Raw genomic sequence first — 18,521 nt, 5'->3', positions numbered from 1 at the left:
TTTTTATTGCTTAATTATTATTTGGCAGCGAGCCATTTTTCGCGTTTCCTGACAGCTTCTTGGGAAGCATTTTCATCCAGCGAAATATTATAATTTGGACTCTTTTGAAGAGTTACCGTCGTTTCCTTACTTTCATTATATCTTTTGAAGCCTATTTTCAGTTGGGCGCCAACTCCGTTTTCTTCAATTATTTTTTGAAGATCTTCTGAAGTTGAAACGGGATTTCCCTTTATTGAAATGATCACGTCGCCTTCATCCAGCCCTGCTTCATAAGCCGGACTACCCATGGCTGTATTTCTGTAAATTTCAAGGCCTGCATCTGTTGGCCGCACCGAAGCACCGAAATAGGCATCTTGTTTTTGAGTAAGTTCAATGCCGAAATCTTTAAATAGCGAACTGTAATCTGGCATTTTACTTCCGTAGATATAATTATTAAAGAAATCTTCGGCGAACTGGTCTCCCGCGTATTCTTTCAAAGTCGTTTCAATATCTTCAACCTCATAGGCAACCTCGGTTTTCCCGTATTTCATCCACATCTTTTCCATGAAATCATCCAAATTCAGTCCTTTTTCCCTTAATGACAGGTCAAGAGCGAGGCCTAACACACTTCCGTAGGAATAATAGGAAATAAACATATTTTCACGATTTACCGGATCTACCGAAGTGGCCGCGTCAACAAATGGAGCCTGATAGCTCATCTCGATCGGATTGAAAAATTGATGCGCGGGAGAATTCCAAACATAATTAAAAGTTCCTGTGAGGTCGTTTATGTACTCCTCAGGAGTTGTGATATTTGCCCTGCAGCGAATAAGACCATCGTAATAACTGGTAAAACCTTCAGCAAACCAAAGGCAGCCGCTCATATTCGCCTTGCTGAAGTCGAATGGTTCAAGCCCGGCCGGGCGAATTCGTTCCACATTCCAGCAGTGAAAATATTCATGAGCTATAGTTCCGAGATTTCTTTTCATTCCACCATTCGCCAGGCTCCTGGTAGAGGTTACAATGGTGCTATTGCGATGTTCCATCCCGTCACCATCGACGTTTGGCATATAGCATACAAGAAAAGTATAGCGCCCATAATCATAATTGGGCAACTCGCCGTAAACAGCCTGTTCCTGTTTTACAATCTTTTTTACCTGTTCGAAATATTCATCAAGTTCGGCCTCTGTTCCCTGGTCATGAAGTACAAACTGAATGGTTTGTCCGCCCAGTTCAAATTCCCTCAGCTGGTAATCGCTGATCTCTGTTGGACTATCCATGAAATAGTACAGATTTGGAGCTGAATATTTAGTACCTGAAATTTTCTTCAGCTGAGTGGCAACCTTCCAGTTGAGGTCTTCCCGTACATCAAAATTCACCTCGATTGGCCTGCCCTGATAATCTTCAGCATACATAAAGGTCGCGGGAATATTGAGGTGGGCATGGGTTTCATCGATCTGCGAATAAGTTCCATCTCCGTGATTTCCGAAAAGGGTATATTGCACGTTAATAGTTCCGTCGGTATTTTCAATTTTCCAGGAATAAGGATCGGGTCGGGTTACTTCGAGTTCTTTCCCATGACCATCGGTCGCCTTAAGTCCATACACGTTTTTAGCAAATTCATGCAACGCGTAACGTCCCGGCGAGGAGCGGCTCATGCGCACGGTGATGCTACGGTCTTTGATATGAGGAAAAGTGGCTTTGATCTTCGCCTCATGATGTTCAGCGTTTTCAAAAGAAATAGAATAGATGTTTGTCTGGGCATTGGCAATAAATCCCAGAAAAAGAAAAATTAATAAAATTCGTCGCATTGTGTATTTTTTGAAGAGGATTCTAAAGTAAAAAAATATCGATGATAATTGAATAAATTATGGCTGGTATTCCAGAATGTCCCCCGGCTGGCAGTCCAGGGCTTCGCATATAGCTTCGAGGGTTGAGAAACGAATTGCTTTGGCTTTCCCGGTCTTAAGAATGGAAAGATTGGCTGTGGTTATTCCGATAATTTCAGCCAATTCATTGCTTTTCATATTGCGTTTTTCCAATACAGTATCAAGATTAATGTTGATTGGCATAATTACACGGTTAACTCATTTTCTTCCTTATAGCTTTTGGCTTTTTCAAAAATATTGGATAGAAAGATCATGAATAATCCAATTGAAATGACCAGTAAAAATGTGGAAAATTCGAATTTTATTTGAAGCTGATTATTGAAAATCATTTCAAAAATAAAGTTCGCAATAGTATCTATAATAGTAATTAAAATAAGGAATTTGCCTATTAATTTTAAGCTGGCAACCTGAAACCTTGTAAATAAAGGCCCTTCTCTTAGATTATCCATTAAGTTTCGGGCTAGGCGAATTATATAGATCCAGAATCCGCTAGAGATTAAACCGTAAATCAGAACCGAAATAAGCGCCCGTTGCGTATTAATGATTAAACCTTCGGAGTCACTTACGATTTCAAGAATTTTGTCTGAATCAATAAATATTGAAAAAACAAGGAAAGCAAAAATAATAACCCAGCCTAAAATCATTATATAATATACAAAGCTGAAAATATTTCGGAGCCAAGTTGAAGATTTCATCAAGAAAAAAATTATTGTTTATCGATAACAAATATAAAATAATTATTGAAAAACGATAATTTTATTTCGATGTATTACCTACCAGTGCCAATTTTGTTCCGTAAGCATTTACGGCCAGCCTCGTGATACCGGTAATTCCATATTCAGTAAGATCGGCAACTTTTACCCAGGCCTCCCCTCCAAAAGTGTCGAAAATATAGAGTTTACTGCCCACGCCGGTCAAAATGCGGTTCGCGTCCAACCATGTGAAATCCTGAGTGCCGTCGGGCAATTCGCAAACGAAGAAGCTCTTTCCGGTATCTGGATCGAAAAGATAGATATCAAAATTTCCCTCGTCATTGGGAAGGGTATAGCTCATGGTAGTATTTCCGGGGACTTTTTGAATGGAACGGCCGATATTTGTGATAATTTTTTCTGAAGAGTTCTTTTCCAGATCGTAGCTCATCAGGTCAAGTCCTGATCCACCTAGTTCAGCCGCAAGTAATTTATTCTGATCATAAAAAGCAAAATAGCCAATTTTCGCCCCGGGAATCAAAACCTTCGATTTTCCGGTTTGGTAGTCATATTTATACAGCAATTGCAATCCTGAAGTTTCTAATCTTACCGCGGCGATATCAGTGGTTTCTGGAATGCGTTGTGGTGAAAACTCGCTTCCTGTTGGCGTATTGCTGATCCAGGAAGTTTTAGAATTTTTCAGATTATATTGAGCGATATCGGTTTCCCCGTCCCGTATTCCCGAATAAATTAGCTCCTCATTATCATAAAATGAAGGTTGGTTGTTGTATCCTTTATTTTGGGAAATAATTTTTCCCTTTCCAATCTCGAAGTCGTTATTTTCAGTTTTTATATCAAAAAGAAAAATGTGCGTATCAGGGATTTTTTGGCCGAAAACCGAAAAACTTACCAGTAAAATGAATAAAAATCTCATGTTATTTTAAAATTTCGGGAATATATTAAAAATGGTTTTTGGAATTTGTTAAAAGGTCATTTTTATAAGATTAACTAAAATTCTTAAAATTTTCGGAAAAAAAATCAGCTACCACCGGTTTGAAAATCTTCATTGATTTAAGATTATTTGTACGAAATACATTTTATTTGCAAATAATAATTAAAGAGGTTTCAACAGGCGAATATTAAGAGTTATTTAAGTATTTCTCAAAATGTATATCTTAAATAATAACTATTATATTTGCCTATAACGGATTTAATAAAGTATGCTTACTGCAATTCTTACAGGTTTTATTTTTGCAATTTTTCTGGTCTTCACCGGAAAAATATTTAAAGGTAAGCTCTCGATTCTTACTTCTCTTATTCCGTTAGGCCTGTTTATCTATTTTGCAGGTTTCATATCAAGGATTTCTGAAGGGGAAGTAATCACCCGTTCTTATCAATGGATTCCCTCTTTTAATGTGAATCTTGATTTCAAGCTGGATGGTCTTTCATTGCTATTCACGCTTATGATTACCGGGATAGGTTTCCTAGTGTTTGCCTATACTTCTAATTATTTAAAAGGTCATAAATATCTGGATCGCTTTTACGGGTATTTAAGCGTTTTCATGGCAGCCATGCTTGGGCTGGTACTTTCAGATAATATGATCTCGCTTTTTGTTTTCTGGGAACTTACCAGTATAAGCTCGTTCTTTTTGATCGGGTTTAATAATGATAGCGAACCTTCGCGCAAATCGGCCATGACAGCCCTCGGAATTACTGGAATAGGTGGGTTGCTATTATTAGCTGCGGCCTTGCTTTTTGATAATATGGCAGGGACCTACAGCATTTCTGAAATGGTGAGTATGGGAGAAGCCATCCGCGGAAATGAGTATTATGTTCTGGGCGTGCTGCTTATTTTTGGAGCGGCTTTTACAAAATCAGCGCAATTCCCATTCCATTTCTGGTTACCGGGAGCAATGAAAGCGCCAACACCTGTTTCTACTTATCTTCACTCGGCAACGATGGTGAAAGCGGGGATTTATCTGCTTATGCGTTTTACGCCGATCCTCGGTGGCGAAAATGTATGGAACACTACATTGATCGTTGTAGGTGGAATAACCATGCTTTATTCGGCGGTGCATACCATCTTCAGAAAAGATCTAAAAGGTATACTGGCGTATTCCACAATTTCGGCACTTGGAATTCTGGTTTTTCTCACAGGCCTGGGAACCGAAGATGCTTTTATCGCCGCGGCGGTATTTATTATTGTTCACGCGCTTTATAAGGCGACGCTTTTCCTCGTAACGGGAATTATAGATCATCAAACGCATACTCGTGACGCTACTAAATTAAATGGTTTGAACAAGGTGATGTGGCCGGTGGGGATCGCAGGTATCCTTGGTGCCATTTCGAGCGCCGGTATTCCTCCAAGTATTGGTTTCCTCGGAAAAGAGCTGATCTATGACGCTACCACGAGATCAGAATTTATTGTTATTATCCTGATTATTGCAATTGTTCTAACCAAAATATTCCTTTTACATGCCGGTTTTGTAGCCGGAATAAAACCTTTTACAGGAAAACTTCCGGAAGAATTTTCTAAGGTTAAAATGCCTCCTCTTATATTATGGGTGCCACCGGTTTTTCTTGCCGTACTCGGAATGGTCTTTGGACTCGCTCCTTTTCTTATTGATGCACCTATAATAAGGCCTGTGGTTTCTTCACTTCTTGGAGGAGAAGCCGGGGAAGTTCATCTGGGGCTGTGGCATGGCTTCAATATGGTTTTTATCCTGAGCCTAATCACGATAGGAGTGGGAACCCTGTTGTATATTTTAGTAAAACCTTCAGTAAAACTGGTAAATGCAGCTGCGAAATTCGACAAATTAGCTCCGGAGTATTTGCTGAATAAATTTAACCAGGGATTCCTCTGGGTTTCTTCCTACTGGACTCGATTTTTTCAAAATGGTTATTTGAGAAACTATGTTTCTATGATCACCTTATTCGTGGTATTATTAGTAGGCTACGTGATCCTGGGAAGTACTCATTTTAAAATAGACTACACCGCACTTACAAAAGTAACCATCTCAGAAATAATTGTCACTCTTGTTCTTATTGCCGGAGTTTTCTATACGGTTTTTACCAGGTCCAGGCTGGCCGCGGTAGTTGCCATGGGAGTAATTGGTTGGTCTATTTGTTTGATTTTTGTTTTTTACAGCGCACCCGATCTTGCCATGACCCAATTTTCTATTGATACTCTTACAGTTATTTTGTTTGTGCTTGTATTATATAAATTGCCGAGATATTTAAAGTTATCTGACTATAAGACCAGGATCAGGGATGGTATTCTTTCTTCGATCTTCGGTGTATTGATAGCGATGGTGGCCCTGGAGGTACTATCTTACCCGGCTAATAATGAGATTGGTGATTTTTATGCCCAGAATGCCTATCTTCAGGCGCATGGGAAAAACGTGGTAAATGTTATTCTTGTAGATTTCAGGGGAGCTGATACAATGATAGAGATCTCGGTGCTTTCGATCGCCGCAATTGGGGTTTTTGGCCTTATGAAATTGAGATTAAAAATGTCTGACAGAAAAAGATACCAGGATAAGTGAGAAATCAAATTCGCACAACCATCATTTTAAAAACGGCTTCAAATTATTTGTTGCCGGTCTTGCTCATATTTTCAATATTTATCCTTCTTCGGGGGCATTATCTTCCAGGTGGAGGATTTGTTGGAGGATTGATCGCATCTATTGCTTTTATTCTCCATTCTTTCGCAAATGGGCTGGAAAAAACAAGGGAACTGATTGGCATCCACCCGGGATATATAATTCCTATGGGTCTGGCGGTATCTTTTTTAAGCGGATTTATGCCTGTATTACTTTATGATCTGCCTTTTATGACCGGTTTATGGTCCCACGATGCCGTGCCCATTTTAGGGCATATAGGCTCTGCATTATTTTTTGATATTGGAGTATATCTGGTGGTAAACGGAGTAACGCTCACAATAATTTTCACAATTTCTGAATCTGCCTGATCTATGGAAGTACTTTTGGCCTTAATGGTGGGAATTCTTTACGCTGCGGGTATTTATATGATGCTCAGGAGGAGTCTGGTGAAACTTATTATTGGGATCATCCTGATTGGTAATGGTGCAAACCTGCTTATTTTCCTTTTAGGAAGAATAACCAAAGGATCCCCTCCAATAATTCCCGAAAATGCGAAAGTTTTGACTGAAGCTTTTGCCGATCCTGTGCCGCAGGCTCTTATTCTTACGGCGATTGTCATTAGTTTTGGGCTTCAGTCTTTTGCCATCGTCCTGGTAAAAAGGGCCCATACCGTAGTTCGAACCGACGATCTGGATGAAATGAACGCAACCGACGAAGATTCATGACACAGCAAATAATTATATATCCCTTATTCCTTCAAATTGCCATCAGCATCATTTTGATGTTTTCATGGAATAATGTCCGTTTTCAAAAGATCTTTAGTGTTATAGGAAGCTTTCTGGCTTTGATCCTGTCTTTCGTGGTTTTTTATTTTATCTGGACACAGGGCACACAAACGGTACAGGCGGGAACCTGGCCCGCGCCTTTTGGAATTACCTTCGTCGCCGATACTTTTTCAGCTACCCTGGTGGTTCTTACAGCGCTTTCAGGCTTCGCGGTATCTATCTATTCGGCGGCCTCTGTATTAAACGACAGGTTGAAATTTGGCTATTTTCCCATTTATCATTTCCTGTTGCTTGGGTTAAACGGAGCCTTTTTAACCGGCGATATTTTCAACCTTTATGTATGGTTTGAGATCATCATTATCAGTTCTTTTGTGTTGATCACCATAGGAGGAGAAAAGGCCCAATTGGAAGGAGCTGTTAAGTATTTCACTTTAAATATCCTCGCATCGGTAATTTTCCTAACCGCTATTGCTGTTTTATATGGAATTACCGGAAGCCTGAATATGGCCGATCTTGCCGGAAAGGTTGCGGCGGTCGAGAACCGGGGCCTTGTTCAGATCACGGCTATTCTATTTATGATTGGTTTTGGGATAAAAGCAGGAGTTTTTCCACTTTATTTCTGGCTGCCCGCTTCTTATCATACCCCGCCTTTTGCTGTTTCGGCAATTTTTGGCGGTTTGCTGACAAAAGTTGGTGTCTATGCATTAATTCGTGTTTTTACATTAATTTTTACCGGAGATGAGTTCCTAAATGAATTACTTATCATAATTGCCATTTTGACTTTGGTAAGTGGTGGCGTGGGAGCCCTTGTTCAAAATAATATGCGAAAGGTATTCTCATACCTTATCATTTGCCATATTGGTTATATGATAGCCGGTTTGGGAATGTTTACTCAAATTGCCATTGCCGGGGCTATTTTTTACCTTATTCACGATATCGTTGTAAAAACAAATTTGTTTATGCTTAGCGGACTTGTTTACCGTCTTAAAGGAACAAATAGTATGAGGGCACTGGGAGGTTTGTATGCCCAATGGCCGAAAATAAGTCTGTTGCTTTTCATCCCCTTATTTTCCCTTGTGGGGATTCCTCCTTTATCCGGTTTCTGGCCAAAGATCAATCTAATAAAACAGGGTTTTGGAGGGGATTATTATATTACGGTGGCCGCGATTATTTTTGCGAGTTTTGTGACGCTTGTGATCATAGCGAAATTATGGGCAGAGGTTTTTTGGAAAGATTCTCAGCCTTTAAAGCTGAAAGAAAATTTCGGGTTCTTCTCTAAAATGACTACTTTAAAGAAGTTCCAGTTTGTGTTTCCGATAGCTTTATTGAGCCTTGTTTCGCTCTATATAGGTTTTGGAGCCGAGCATATCCAGGAACTTTCAGCACGCATTGCAGATGAGCTTGTAAATCATCAGGGATATATAGATACTGTTTTACACGCAACGAAATAGATGAAGAATGAAAAATAAATTCCTTTCTAATATATTTCTCACATTTGTTTGGGTTGCCCTGACGGGGGATTTTTCATTCGAAAATTATGTGTTCGGTTTCTTTCTGAGTTTCCATATTCTATGGCTTATCACCATGGGAAGGAACAGGTCAAAATATTTTATAATTGTTCCAAAACTCATTCTTTTACTTGTTTTTTTCCTGTATGAACTGGTGAAGGCAAACCTTGAGGTTGCTTATGAGGTGATCACCCCAAAACTTAATATGACGCCCGGGATCATTATGGTTCCTCTTGATGTGCAGTCAAATATGGGAATAACCCTGCTTGCGAATATGATCTCCCTTACACCGGGAACTCTGAGTATAGATGTTTCTAATGACCGGAAGGTACTTTTCGTGCACGCGATGTATATCAAAGACAGAGATCAGTTTATATACAGTATAAAAAACGGGTTCGAACGCAGAATACTAGAAATTACAAAATGACACTGGTAGATTATTTATATTATGTTATAATGCCTATTCTGGTAATATCGGCTATCCTGATTTTCTGGAGAGTGCTTAAGGGACCCAGTATCGCTGATAAAGTGATCGCACTGGATCTTTTAATTACCACCGGAATTGGAACCATTGGTGTTTACAGTATGATTTATAGACACTCTACTTTGCTTGATACGGCGCTCATACTTGCCCTTATTGCATTTTTGAGTACCGTCGCACTATCATATTACCTCGAAAAAAGAAAAAGAAAATGATCTCAGTAATAGTAGCAATTCTGGTAACTTTCGGAGCTCTTTTCGTGCTCTTTGCCGCCATCGGTCTGGTAAGAATGCCCGATACTTACCTTCGTATTTCGGTTACCACGAAGGCAGCTACCCTGGGAGTTGGACTCGTGCTTATGTCGGCCGCTGTTTTTTTTCAGGATTCTGATGTTACCTCGCAATCTTTTGTGATCATTCTATTTATTTTCCTTACCGCGCCGGTAAGTGCCCATCTTATTGGAAGAGCTTCTTATTTTATCGGAATAAAAATGTGGGATAAATCAGTGATGGATGACCTACGAGGAAAATATCAAAAAAACAGTCACATTCTTAAAAGTGAAGTAGACGATACTCCTGAAGATAATATTGATCATACCAAAATCAAAAACCGGGAGAAAAGGGATTAATCTTCTTCGTAATATTTCTGTTTCTTTTTGTGCTTTTTATTCCGGTCGTCTATGATTCTCTTTTCAATAAGGCTGAAAGTGAAGTTTAGAATGATTATGACTCCGGTTATAAAAGCCATTTCCTTATAATAACCAAAACCTGAGAGACATCCTACCCCTGCACTGCACCAGATGGTGGCGGCGGTGGTAAGGCCTTCTACATCTTTACCTTTTTTCATGATCGTTCCGGCACCAATAAAACCAATCCCGATGATCACCTGCCCCAGAACCCGGGTAATATCGGTATATTTTTCATCCTGAAATTGAAGGGAGAGAATAATAAATATACTTGCTCCCAAAGCCACGAGCGCGTGAGTTTTCAATCCGGCATGTTTGCCTCTTAATTCCCTTTCCAGACCAATTAGTAATCCCGCAACTATGGCTAAAGAGGTTTTTAATATAAAATGTGGTAACTCCATTCAGTTTTGGTTTATACTTTTGCTTTATGAGCAAGTTTCCCATAAAGTTAGATAAAAGACTTCAGAAAAGGAAAGAAGAAAATTCTTTACGCCGGCTGGATTTTTTTTCAGAAGGAGTAGATTTTTTCTCAAACGACTACCTCGGACTTTCAAAATCTGAAAAAATTTATGATTCGGCGAATACCTTGATAGCTTCTTCTGAATTGAAAAATGGGGCCACAGGTTCGCGCCTTCTTTCTGGGAATCATATTTTTTATAAAGAACTTGAAGATCTTTTAGCTGATTTCCACGAAGCCGAAGCTGCCCTGGTCTTTAATTCGGGCTATGATGCCAATATTGGTTTTTTTTCCGCGGTTCCCCAAAAATCTGATATTATTCTTTTTGATGAACTTTCACATGCCTCCATTCGTGATGGATTACAGTTGAGCCTTGCCAGAAATTACAAATTCAGGCATAATGATATGCAGCATCTCGAGGAATTGCTGAAGAAATTTTCAAAACAGAATTCAGAAATTTATATAGTTACAGAGTCGGTTTTTTCAATGGATGGCGATTCACCCGATCTCTTAAAATTAGGAAAACTGGCTGAAAGATTTAACGCGCGACTGGTGCTCGATGAAGCTCATGCCACCGGTGTTTTTGGTAAAAAAGGAGAGGGATTGTCTCAGGGAATGATCAAAAACTGCTTTGCGCGGATCTATACTTTTGGAAAGGCAATTGGCTGCCATGGCGCGGCAATTCTGGGAAGCCGGGAACTGAAGGAATATCTTGTGAATTTCAGCCGTAGCCTTATCTATACCACCGCGCTTTCTCCACATGCTGTCGCCACCGTTATTTCAGCCTATAGATTTTTGGATTCACCTCAAGGTCTTTCAGAAATTCAAAAACTTCGGGAAAATATCAGCTTTTTTACTCAAAAATTGAAAGAATTTCAGCTTGACAGCTTTTTTATTTCCGCAAATTCTGCCATTCAAAGTTGTATCCTTTCCGGAAATGACGAAGTAAAATCAGTAGCTTCTGAAATTGCCAAAAATGGCTTTCTGGTCAAGCCCATTCTTTCGCCTACGGTTCCAAAAGGAAAGGAACGGCTGCGGTTTTGCCTGCATTCCTATAATTCACACCAGGAAATTTCGGAGGTCTTGTCTCTGTTGGCTAATTTTGTTGTTAAAAATTGAAAGATGGGAAAGAAAATTTTTGTTACCGGCATCAGTACCGAAGTGGGAAAAACGGTGGTTGCCGCCATAATTACCGAAGCGCTTCATGCCGATTACTGGAAACCGGTACAGGCTGGAGATCTTGATAATTCTGATACCCATAGGCTCAAACGGCTAATTTCAAATGCTGAAACCGTTTTTCATGAAAATGCCTATAAACTCAAGACACCCATGAGTCCGCATGGGGCGGCCGAAATAGACGGAATAACAATCGACCTTGAAAAGATCAATCCGCCAGAAACAGATAAGGATCTGGTGATCGAAGGTGCCGGCGGACTTTTGGTTCCTTTGAATGACAAAGACACAATTATCGATTTAATAAAACCAGAATATTCTGTGATTCTGGTTTCGAGGCATTACCTGGGAAGCATTAATCACACGCTGCTGAGCGTGGAAGCGCTTAAGAACCGCGGCATTAAAAATATCGGTATTATCTTCAGCGGCAATGAGCACAAAACCACCGAAGGCATCATCAAAAAGATGGCGAAAGTTGAAATTCTGGGAAGGCTCGATGAGGAACCCTATTTCGATGAAATGGTAGTTAAAGAATACGCCGATAAATTCAGAAAAAAACTATGCGATTTATAAAAGTTTCAGATAAACTCAGGGAAAGGGATAAAAAACATTTGTGGCATCCGCTCACACAACACAAGGTTTCACCGGAGATGCTTCCCATAGCCAAAGCCGAAGGCGCCCTTCTCATAGACGATAACGGGAAAGAATATATAGACGGCATCTCTTCCTGGTACACGGCAGTTTATGGGCATTGTAACCAAAAAATCACTTCCCGCGTTGCCGAGCAGATGCAACAACTGGATCAGGTGGTTTTTAGCGGTTTCACGCATGAACCGGCAGTAAAACTTTCTGAAGCCCTGGTGAAAATTTTACCTGAAGGACAGGAAAAAATGTTCTTTAATGATAATGGTTCCACGGCTACCGAGATCGGGATTAAAATGGCGTTGCAATATCACCATAACCTGGGTAACGACCGCAATGTGATGCTGGCTTTTGAAGAAGGCTTCCATGGCGATACTTTTGGTGCGATGTCGGTTTCCGGGCTGTCGGTATATAATGGTGCTTTTAAAGATCATTTTATTAGAGTGGAGCGAATTCCCGTGCCTAAAGGCGACAATAACAAGGAGGTGATTTCGATCCTGAAAGAGCATATCAAAAATCATAAAATCGCCGGCTTTATTTACGAACCTTTGATCCAGGGTGCGGCGGCCATGAAATTTCACGATGCCGATGGACTAAATGAGATCTTGAAGATCTGCCGTGAAAATGAGATCATCCTGGTTGCCGATGAAGTGATGACCGGTTTCGGCAAAACCGGAAAATATTTTGCTTCCGATTATCTTTCGGAAAAACCCGATATCGTTTGTATGTCGAAAGCCCTGACCGCGGGATTATTGCCAATGGGCCTTACTTCCTGCAGTAAAAAAATCTACGATGCTTTTTATTCTGAAGATATCTCAAAAGGACTTTTCCATGGCCATACCTATACCGCGAATCCACTGGCCTGTACCGCTGCTCTGGCGGCTCTGGAACTATTACAATCTGATGAAATCCAACAGAATATCAACCAGATCACCATTTTCAATAAGGAATTTGCCGCGAAGCTGCTTCAGCATTCCAAAGTGAAAAATATACGTACCCTGGGCGTCATCCTTGCTTTTGAAATAGATGTAAAAACCGACAGATATGGCGGACTCCGCGACCGGCTTTACGGGTTTTTTATGGAGCGGGGAGTTTATCTGCGCCCGCTGGGAAATACCATTTATATCGTTCCTCCTTATATAATTTCGGAAGAGCAGCTTCAGAAGATGTATTCGGTAATAGAAGGCTGTTTATCAGAATTTTAAAATTTAGCAATAGGATTAATATTTTAGATTTTCGGATTCATTTTTTATCTAAATTAGGATATTTAATCTCATAATTATGATGCATCCTCATACAGAATTGAAATGGATAAGCGAAGAAATTGGGTTTGGAGTAGTGGCGACGAAACCTATCCTCAAAGGTACAATTACCTGGGTACAGGATGAACTGGACGGAGTTTTTTCACCCGATTTCGCTGAAAATATCAAACCTCTTACACGGGAATTACTGGAGAAATACAGTTTCCGAAATAATAAAGGAGAACATATTCTTTGCTGGGACATCGCGAAATTCGTTAACCATAGTTTCCGATCAAATTGCCTTTCCACAGCCTATAATTTTGAAATTGCCATTCGCGATATCGAAGTTGGCGAAGAACTGACCGATGATTACGGTTACCTGAATCTTTCGGAATCATTTGTGCCCAAAGACGAGGGCACCGACCGCAAAGTGGTACATCCCAATGATATTTTGAAATGCTATCAGGAATGGGACAGGATTTTAAATGCTGTTTTTCCACTTATAGGCAAACGAAACCAGCCTCTTTATTCCTTGCTTGATGAGGACCTGAAAACAGAGATCACTGAAATAATTGAAGGTAAGAAGAAAATGGAATCTACCCGAAGCCTTTACTTTAAACCTGAAACAAGTCAAATTTAGAGGCCTAAAATTTAGCCGTTCCCTCTGTGGGTTCTATTTTTGTGGAAAATTTTTGCTTTGAAAAATCCTGTTTCCATTACTTCCATTAGTAGTATTTCCCCTTTAGGCAGTACGGAAGAAGAGATCTGGAATAACTATAAAAATGAAAAGACCTTTTTTCGGCTTTATGATTTTGATGAGAATAAGGCCCTGGCCGCTTTTCTTCCCGAAAATGTAAAAAAGGAAGTCGAAAATCTCAGGTCGGAGACTTCAAGGTATCGGTATCTCGATGATTCGGTGTTATATGCTATCCTCGCCGCCAGAAATCTTAAATCTCCCTCACGGGAAAATTCAGGAATAAATATTGGCAGCAGTCGTGGCGCCACCGGCCTTTTCGAAAAATATCATTCTGAATATATAAAATCAGGGAAAGCTTCCACCTATACTTCGCCTTCCACTACTCTTGGGAATATTTCCTCCTGGGTAGCCCAGGATCTGCAATTTGAGGGTCCTAATTTTTCCCACAGCGTGACCTGTTCCACAGGAATGCATGCTATTCTCAACGCTATTGCCTGGCTGGAAAGCGGGATGGCCCATTCCTTTATTGCGGGGGGAAGTGAGGCGCCGCTTACCGGTTTTACCATTGCGCAAATGCAGGCGATGAAGATCTATGCGCGGGATGAAAATAGTGAATTTCCCTGTCGATCCCTGGATATGGAAAAAAAGAACAATTCAATGATCCTGGGCGAAGCGGCGGGATTGGCTGGGCTTTCTTTAAATTCGGAAAGTGCAATCGCAAAGATCAAAGGCTTCGGTTACGCGAATGAGGATCTCACTCATGGAGCATCGCTTTCAAGAGAGGGTTACTGTCTTCAGAAGTCCATTAAAATGGCCCTGAAAAATGCTGATTTATCCGAAGTTGATGCGGTGGTGATGCATGCGCCTGGAACTATTGGCGGAGATAATGCCGAGGTGAATGCGGTAAAGGCAGTTTTTGGAAAAAAGCTTCCAGGGATCACCAGCAATAAATGGAAAACCGGCCACAGTTTTGCCACCTCAGGAATTTTAAGTCTGCAAATGGCAATTTTAATGCTGAAATACCAGGAATTTATTACCGTTCCTTTTTCAGAATTTCAGCACGAACCCGAAAAACTTGAGAATATCATGGTAAATTCAGTAGGTTTCGGGGGGAATGCGGTTTCCGTTATTGTGGAAATCTGATTGTTAGTTTTTCCGTTTATAAATCTTATGACCGGCGATTCTTATTAAACCCCAGTTTTCTTTATTTTTGAATACAAATCAAATTTCATGGCACTAAAACACGATTGGACGAAAGAGGAAATCCTTGAGATATACAATAAACCTTTGATGGAATTGCTTTATGAAGCGGCTACCATTCACCGGGAACATCACGACCCGAATACGGTACAGGTTTCCACATTACTTTCCATTAAAACAGGCGGTTGTCCTGAAGATTGCGGCTATTGTCCGCAGGCAGCCCGTTATCATACCAACCTCGAGGGGAATGATTTAATGAGTGTGAACCAGGTGAAGGCCCAGGCGCTGCGTGCCAGGGAAGCGGGCAGTTCCCGTGTGTGCATGGGTGCGGCCTGGAGAAATGTGAAGGACGGCGAGGAATTTGACAACGTGCTGGAAATGGTTCGAACTATCAACAAACTCGATATGGAAGTTTGCTGTACTCTTGGGATGATCACCGAGAACCAGGCACAGCGTCTGGCAGAAGCAGGTTTATATGCTTATAATCATAATCTTGATACTTCAGAAGAATATTACAAAGAGGTAATTTCCACTCGTGGCTATGAAGATCGTTTGAAAACCATCGATAATGTTAGAAAAACCAATGTTACCGTTTGCAGCGGTGGAATTATAGGAATGGGGGAGAGCGAAGAAGATCGGGCTGGTATGCTGGTGGCTCTGGCCACATTAAATCCGCAGCCAGAATCTGTACCAATCAATGCTTTAGTTGCCGTGGAAGGCACGCCTATGGCAGAACAGGAACCTATACCTATCTGGGATATGATAAGAATGGTGGCAACTACAAGAATTGTGATGCCGGAAACCCAGGTGAGACTTTCGGCTGGAAGAACGCAAATGAGCCGCGAAGGACAGGCGATGTGCTTCTTTGCAGGAGCTAATTCGATATTTGCCGGTGATAAATTGCTTACAACTCCCAACCCCGATGTGAATGAAGATATGGAAATGTTCAGGTTGCTGGGATTAAACCCTCAGAAGGCTTTTGAAAAGAAAGCTCAGCCCGAATCAATAGAAGCAGCAAATTCAAAATATCAACCTAAGGGAGAAAAGCCCAAATGGTCACGTCCCGGGCACCAAATCGAGCGCAATCTCAAAGCCCAGGAGAAGGCCCGGCCGAAGGCATAACAAATTTTAATCTTGAAACTCGATCTTCAAAATATTCCCCGTAGGCGAAACCTTAGCAAAGAAGAGTTTCAGGAGGACTATTTTAAACCGGGAAAACCGGTAGTTATCGAGGATCTTTCGAAGGATTGGCCGGCACTGCAGAAATGGAATTTTAATTACTTCAGGGAAAAAGCCGGCGAAGTGATTGTGCCACTATATAATGGGGAACCGGCAAAGGGAAGGCAGAATTCCCATGGCCCGGCAATGAAAATTCCTTTTAAGGAATATATAGAAATCCTTGAAAAGGGACCTACCGATTTGCGTATGTTCTTCTTTAATCTTCTGCAAAATTGTCCGGAGCTGCTAAATGATTTTCAATATCCCGATCTGGGAGTAAAATTTTTCAAAAAATTACCTGTGATGTTCATCGGCGGCGAAGGTTCGAAAGTGGTGATGCATTATGATATGGACCTTGCGAATAATTTTCATTTCAATTTTGTGGGAAAAAAGCGCCTGATTTTATATCCTCCAGACCAGACCGGATTACTCTATAAGGTGCCATATTCCATTGTGAGCATGGAAATTATAAATATGGATGATCCCGATCTTGAATCATTTCCGGCACTGGCAAAAGCCAAAGGTTATGAAGCTGTTCTGGAACACGGGGACGCCCTGTTCATTCCCAGTAAATGGTGGCATTTTATAAAATACGAAACGGCCAGTCTTTCTCTTACCCTGCGTTCATTGCCCCGATCACCGGGCAAAATAGCCGAGGTTTTGAACAACTTGCTATTTGTACGTAATTATGATAACTTAATGAGAAAGCTTCAGGGACAGAAGTGGATTGATTATAAAAATAGAAGGGCGAAAGAACGTACAGATAAAAATGCTGATATAGATTGATGGGAAAGGAAATGATGAAATTGCAGCCAATACCGAGAGTGGAAAAGATTTCCAAAGATGATTTTGTTCGCAATTTTGTGCAGCCACAAAAGCCGGTGGTAATAGAAAAATTAATCGAAAACTGGCCTGCTTTTAAAAAGTGGGACCTTGATTATATTTCTAAAATTGCTGGTGAGAAGACGGTTCCTTTGTATGATGATCGTCCCATCTCTTCAGAATTTAAATTCAATGAGCCGCATGCCGAAATGAAAATGGCCGATTATATAAACCTTTTAAAATCAGGTCCTACCAATTATCGCATTTTCCTTTACCATTTAATGAAAGAAGTGCCGGAGCTTCAGAAAGATTTTAAATTTCCTGATATCGGGTTACGGTTTATAAAGCAATTGCCCATGTTGTTTTTTGGCGGTGAAAATTCCCAGGTTTTTATGCATTATGATATTGATTATGCCAATATTTTGCATTGTCATTTTCATGGGAAAAAGCAATGTATCCTTTTTCCCCCTGCTGAAAGCAAACACTTGTATAAAGTGCCACATGCACTGATCAGCCGGGAAGACATCAATTTTAATGATCCTGATTTCGATAAATTCCCGGCGCTTAAAAATGCCAGCGGATATATTACCGAACTCAGTCATGGTGAAGCTTTGTATATGCCCGAAGGTTACTGGCATCACATGACCTACCTTAGTCCGGGATTCTCAATGAGTCTTCGCGCCACTCCCAGAACCCTGACAAATTTTTCAAAGGCAGTTTACAATTTGGTGATTATGAGGAATTTTGATAATTATATGCGAAAACTGAAAGGGCAGAAGTGGATCGATTATAAAAATGAGCAAGCCATAAAGCGCACCCACAAAAAGAGTAATATTATTCAATAAGATCATTTACACAATCAAAAACTAACTGTGATTCATAGCCTTTTCGCAGTAGATGGTCACAGATTTTTTTCTTTTTAAGAAACGGATTCTTTTCCTTTACCTGCAGCGCTTTTTTTTCGGCCAGCTCATAAAGCGTGGAACTATAGTCTTTTTCATTTATTTCAGTAAGACCTATTTTTATAAGAGGCTCCGAGATTTCCCGTCTTTTTAATTCCTGCCTGATTCTTATTTTTCCCCATTTTTTTATCCTGAATTTCCCTCTTACAAAACTGCGGGCGAAGCGTTCTTCATTCAAAAATCCTTCCTGCATTAGCTTAATGACAATCTTTTCTTTTGCCTCGGGAATCATTCGCATCTGGTTGAGCTTGTCCTCAACTTCTTTTTGAGAACGATCCCTGTAGGAGCAGAAATGCATCAGCTTTTGAAGGGCTTCGGCAACTGTATATGATTTTTGAGAGGAGTTGTTTTTCATCAAAACAAATGTAAGGAAGAAGTATGAAATTGGAATTTTAGAAGTTCAGGCCAGAAACTATGTGCTCAAATTTATTATTTTTTGTAAAATCTGAAGCATAAAAAAACGCCTTCCGGAATTTCCAAAAGGCGTTTGG

General features: G+C 40.5%; 21 protein-coding genes. 15 read left to right on the top strand and 6 right to left on the bottom strand.

Annotation, left to right across the window (positions count from 1 at the left end; translation table 11 throughout):
- Positions 1–17: 17 nt before the first annotated feature.
- The 4 genes from C7S20_RS04200 to C7S20_RS04185 form a co-directional block, all read right to left on the bottom strand.
- Entirely contained in the window at positions 18–1,790 is a 1,773-nt protein-coding gene (locus C7S20_RS04200) for a M61 family metallopeptidase (protein WP_107011305.1), read from the bottom strand.
- 57 nt (positions 1,791–1,847) lie between these two features.
- Complete coding sequence (locus C7S20_RS04195; protein WP_107011304.1) at positions 1,848–2,051, bottom strand: helix-turn-helix domain-containing protein; 204 nt, start codon at positions 2,049–2,051, stop codon at positions 1,848–1,850.
- Positions 2,052–2,053: 2 nt separating this feature from the next.
- Positions 2,054–2,512, bottom strand: coding sequence for a DUF2975 domain-containing protein (locus C7S20_RS04190; RefSeq protein ID WP_227009150.1), 459 nt, complete (start codon positions 2,510–2,512; stop codon positions 2,054–2,056).
- A 112-nt stretch (positions 2,513–2,624) separates the two neighbouring features.
- Complete coding sequence (locus tag C7S20_RS04185; RefSeq protein WP_107011302.1) at positions 2,625–3,491, bottom strand: TolB-like translocation protein; 867 nt, start codon at positions 3,489–3,491, stop codon at positions 2,625–2,627.
- A gap of 286 nt (positions 3,492–3,777) precedes the next feature.
- Here C7S20_RS04185 and C7S20_RS04180 point away from each other — a divergent pair, with 286 nt between their 5' ends.
- Genes C7S20_RS04180 through mnhG form a run of 7 tightly spaced genes read left to right on the top strand, consistent with a single transcriptional unit; the run spans position 3,778 to position 9,561 of the window.
- A complete protein-coding gene (locus C7S20_RS04180) occupies positions 3,778–6,102 on the top strand; it encodes a putative monovalent cation/H+ antiporter subunit A (protein ID WP_107011301.1) in 2,325 nt (774 codons plus the stop codon).
- A complete protein-coding gene (locus C7S20_RS04175; protein WP_227009092.1) occupies positions 6,099–6,527 on the top strand; it encodes a Na+/H+ antiporter subunit B in 429 nt (142 codons plus the stop codon). The genes C7S20_RS04180 and C7S20_RS04175 overlap by 4 nt, the downstream gene beginning before the upstream one ends.
- 3 nt (positions 6,528–6,530) lie before the next feature.
- Positions 6,531–6,884, top strand: coding sequence for a Na+/H+ antiporter subunit C (locus tag C7S20_RS04170; RefSeq protein ID WP_107011300.1), 354 nt, complete (start codon positions 6,531–6,533; stop codon positions 6,882–6,884).
- Positions 6,881–8,395, top strand: a complete 1,515-nt coding sequence (locus tag C7S20_RS04165; protein ID WP_107011299.1) for a proton-conducting transporter transmembrane domain-containing protein — start codon at positions 6,881–6,883, stop codon at positions 8,393–8,395. Before C7S20_RS04170 ends, C7S20_RS04165 begins: the two co-directional genes overlap by 4 nt.
- A 7-nt stretch (positions 8,396–8,402) precedes the next feature.
- Positions 8,403–8,879: a Na+/H+ antiporter subunit E gene (locus tag C7S20_RS04160; protein ID WP_107011298.1), complete on the top strand. Its 477-nt coding sequence runs from the start codon at positions 8,403–8,405 to the stop codon at positions 8,877–8,879.
- Positions 8,876–9,148 (top strand): cation:proton antiporter, encoded by a 273-nt coding sequence (locus C7S20_RS04155; RefSeq protein WP_107011297.1) that lies wholly within the window; start codon positions 8,876–8,878, stop codon positions 9,146–9,148. Before C7S20_RS04160 ends, C7S20_RS04155 begins: the two co-directional genes overlap by 4 nt.
- Positions 9,145–9,561 (top strand): monovalent cation/H(+) antiporter subunit G, encoded by a 417-nt coding sequence (gene mnhG / locus C7S20_RS04150; protein ID WP_107011296.1) that lies wholly within the window; start codon positions 9,145–9,147, stop codon positions 9,559–9,561. Before C7S20_RS04155 ends, mnhG begins: the two co-directional genes overlap by 4 nt.
- On the opposite strand, the gene C7S20_RS04145 is transcribed toward mnhG, so the two are convergent.
- Positions 9,558–10,019, bottom strand: a complete 462-nt coding sequence (locus C7S20_RS04145; protein WP_107011295.1) for an MgtC/SapB family protein — start codon at positions 10,017–10,019, stop codon at positions 9,558–9,560. The genes mnhG and C7S20_RS04145 overlap by 4 nt on opposite strands.
- Before the next feature lie 26 nt (positions 10,020–10,045).
- On the opposite strand from C7S20_RS04145, the gene C7S20_RS04140 reads away from it, so the two are divergent.
- From C7S20_RS04140 to C7S20_RS04105, 8 genes are all read left to right on the top strand, one after another.
- Positions 10,046–11,194: an aminotransferase class I/II-fold pyridoxal phosphate-dependent enzyme gene (locus C7S20_RS04140; protein WP_107011294.1), complete on the top strand. Its 1,149-nt coding sequence runs from the start codon at positions 10,046–10,048 to the stop codon at positions 11,192–11,194.
- 3 nt (positions 11,195–11,197) lie between these two features.
- The gene (bioD, locus tag C7S20_RS04135) at positions 11,198–11,821 is read left to right on the top strand and encodes a dethiobiotin synthase (protein WP_107011293.1); all 624 of its coding nucleotides are present in this window, start codon (positions 11,198–11,200) and stop codon (positions 11,819–11,821) included.
- Positions 11,809–13,095: an adenosylmethionine--8-amino-7-oxononanoate transaminase gene (gene bioA / locus C7S20_RS04130; RefSeq protein ID WP_107011292.1), complete on the top strand. Its 1,287-nt coding sequence runs from the start codon at positions 11,809–11,811 to the stop codon at positions 13,093–13,095. The genes bioD and bioA overlap by 13 nt, the downstream gene beginning before the upstream one ends.
- 76 nt (positions 13,096–13,171) lie before the next feature.
- The gene (locus C7S20_RS04125; protein ID WP_107011291.1) at positions 13,172–13,771 is read left to right on the top strand and encodes an SET domain-containing protein; all 600 of its coding nucleotides are present in this window, start codon (positions 13,172–13,174) and stop codon (positions 13,769–13,771) included.
- 57 nt (positions 13,772–13,828) lie between these two features.
- Positions 13,829–14,971: a beta-ketoacyl synthase N-terminal-like domain-containing protein gene (locus tag C7S20_RS04120; RefSeq protein WP_107014088.1), complete on the top strand. Its 1,143-nt coding sequence runs from the start codon at positions 13,829–13,831 to the stop codon at positions 14,969–14,971.
- Positions 14,972–15,058: 87 nt separating this feature from the next.
- Entirely contained in the window at positions 15,059–16,150 is a 1,092-nt protein-coding gene (gene bioB / locus C7S20_RS04115) for a biotin synthase BioB (protein ID WP_107011290.1), read from the top strand.
- Between the two features lie 12 nt (positions 16,151–16,162).
- Positions 16,163–17,032: a cupin-like domain-containing protein gene (locus C7S20_RS04110; protein WP_107011289.1), complete on the top strand. Its 870-nt coding sequence runs from the start codon at positions 16,163–16,165 to the stop codon at positions 17,030–17,032.
- Positions 17,032–17,913 carry a cupin-like domain-containing protein gene (locus C7S20_RS04105; RefSeq protein WP_107011288.1) on the top strand — a complete coding sequence of 294 codons (882 nt, stop codon included), beginning with the start codon at positions 17,032–17,034 and terminating at the stop codon, positions 17,911–17,913. The genes C7S20_RS04110 and C7S20_RS04105 overlap by 1 nt, the downstream gene beginning before the upstream one ends.
- Here the strand turns inward: C7S20_RS04105 and C7S20_RS04100 are convergent.
- Positions 17,903–18,385 carry a regulatory protein RecX gene (locus tag C7S20_RS04100; protein ID WP_107011287.1) on the bottom strand — a complete coding sequence of 161 codons (483 nt, stop codon included), beginning with the start codon at positions 18,383–18,385 and terminating at the stop codon, positions 17,903–17,905. The two genes, C7S20_RS04105 and C7S20_RS04100, sit on opposite strands and share 11 nt — an antisense overlap.
- Between the last annotated feature and the right edge of the window lie 136 nt (positions 18,386–18,521).

This window comes from Christiangramia fulva (assembly GCF_003024155.1).
Taxonomy (GTDB): Bacteria; Bacteroidota; Bacteroidia; order Flavobacteriales; family Flavobacteriaceae; genus Christiangramia; species Christiangramia fulva.
Note: the sequence above shows the minus strand (reverse complement) of the source record. Positions and strands in the feature narration are given on the sequence as shown.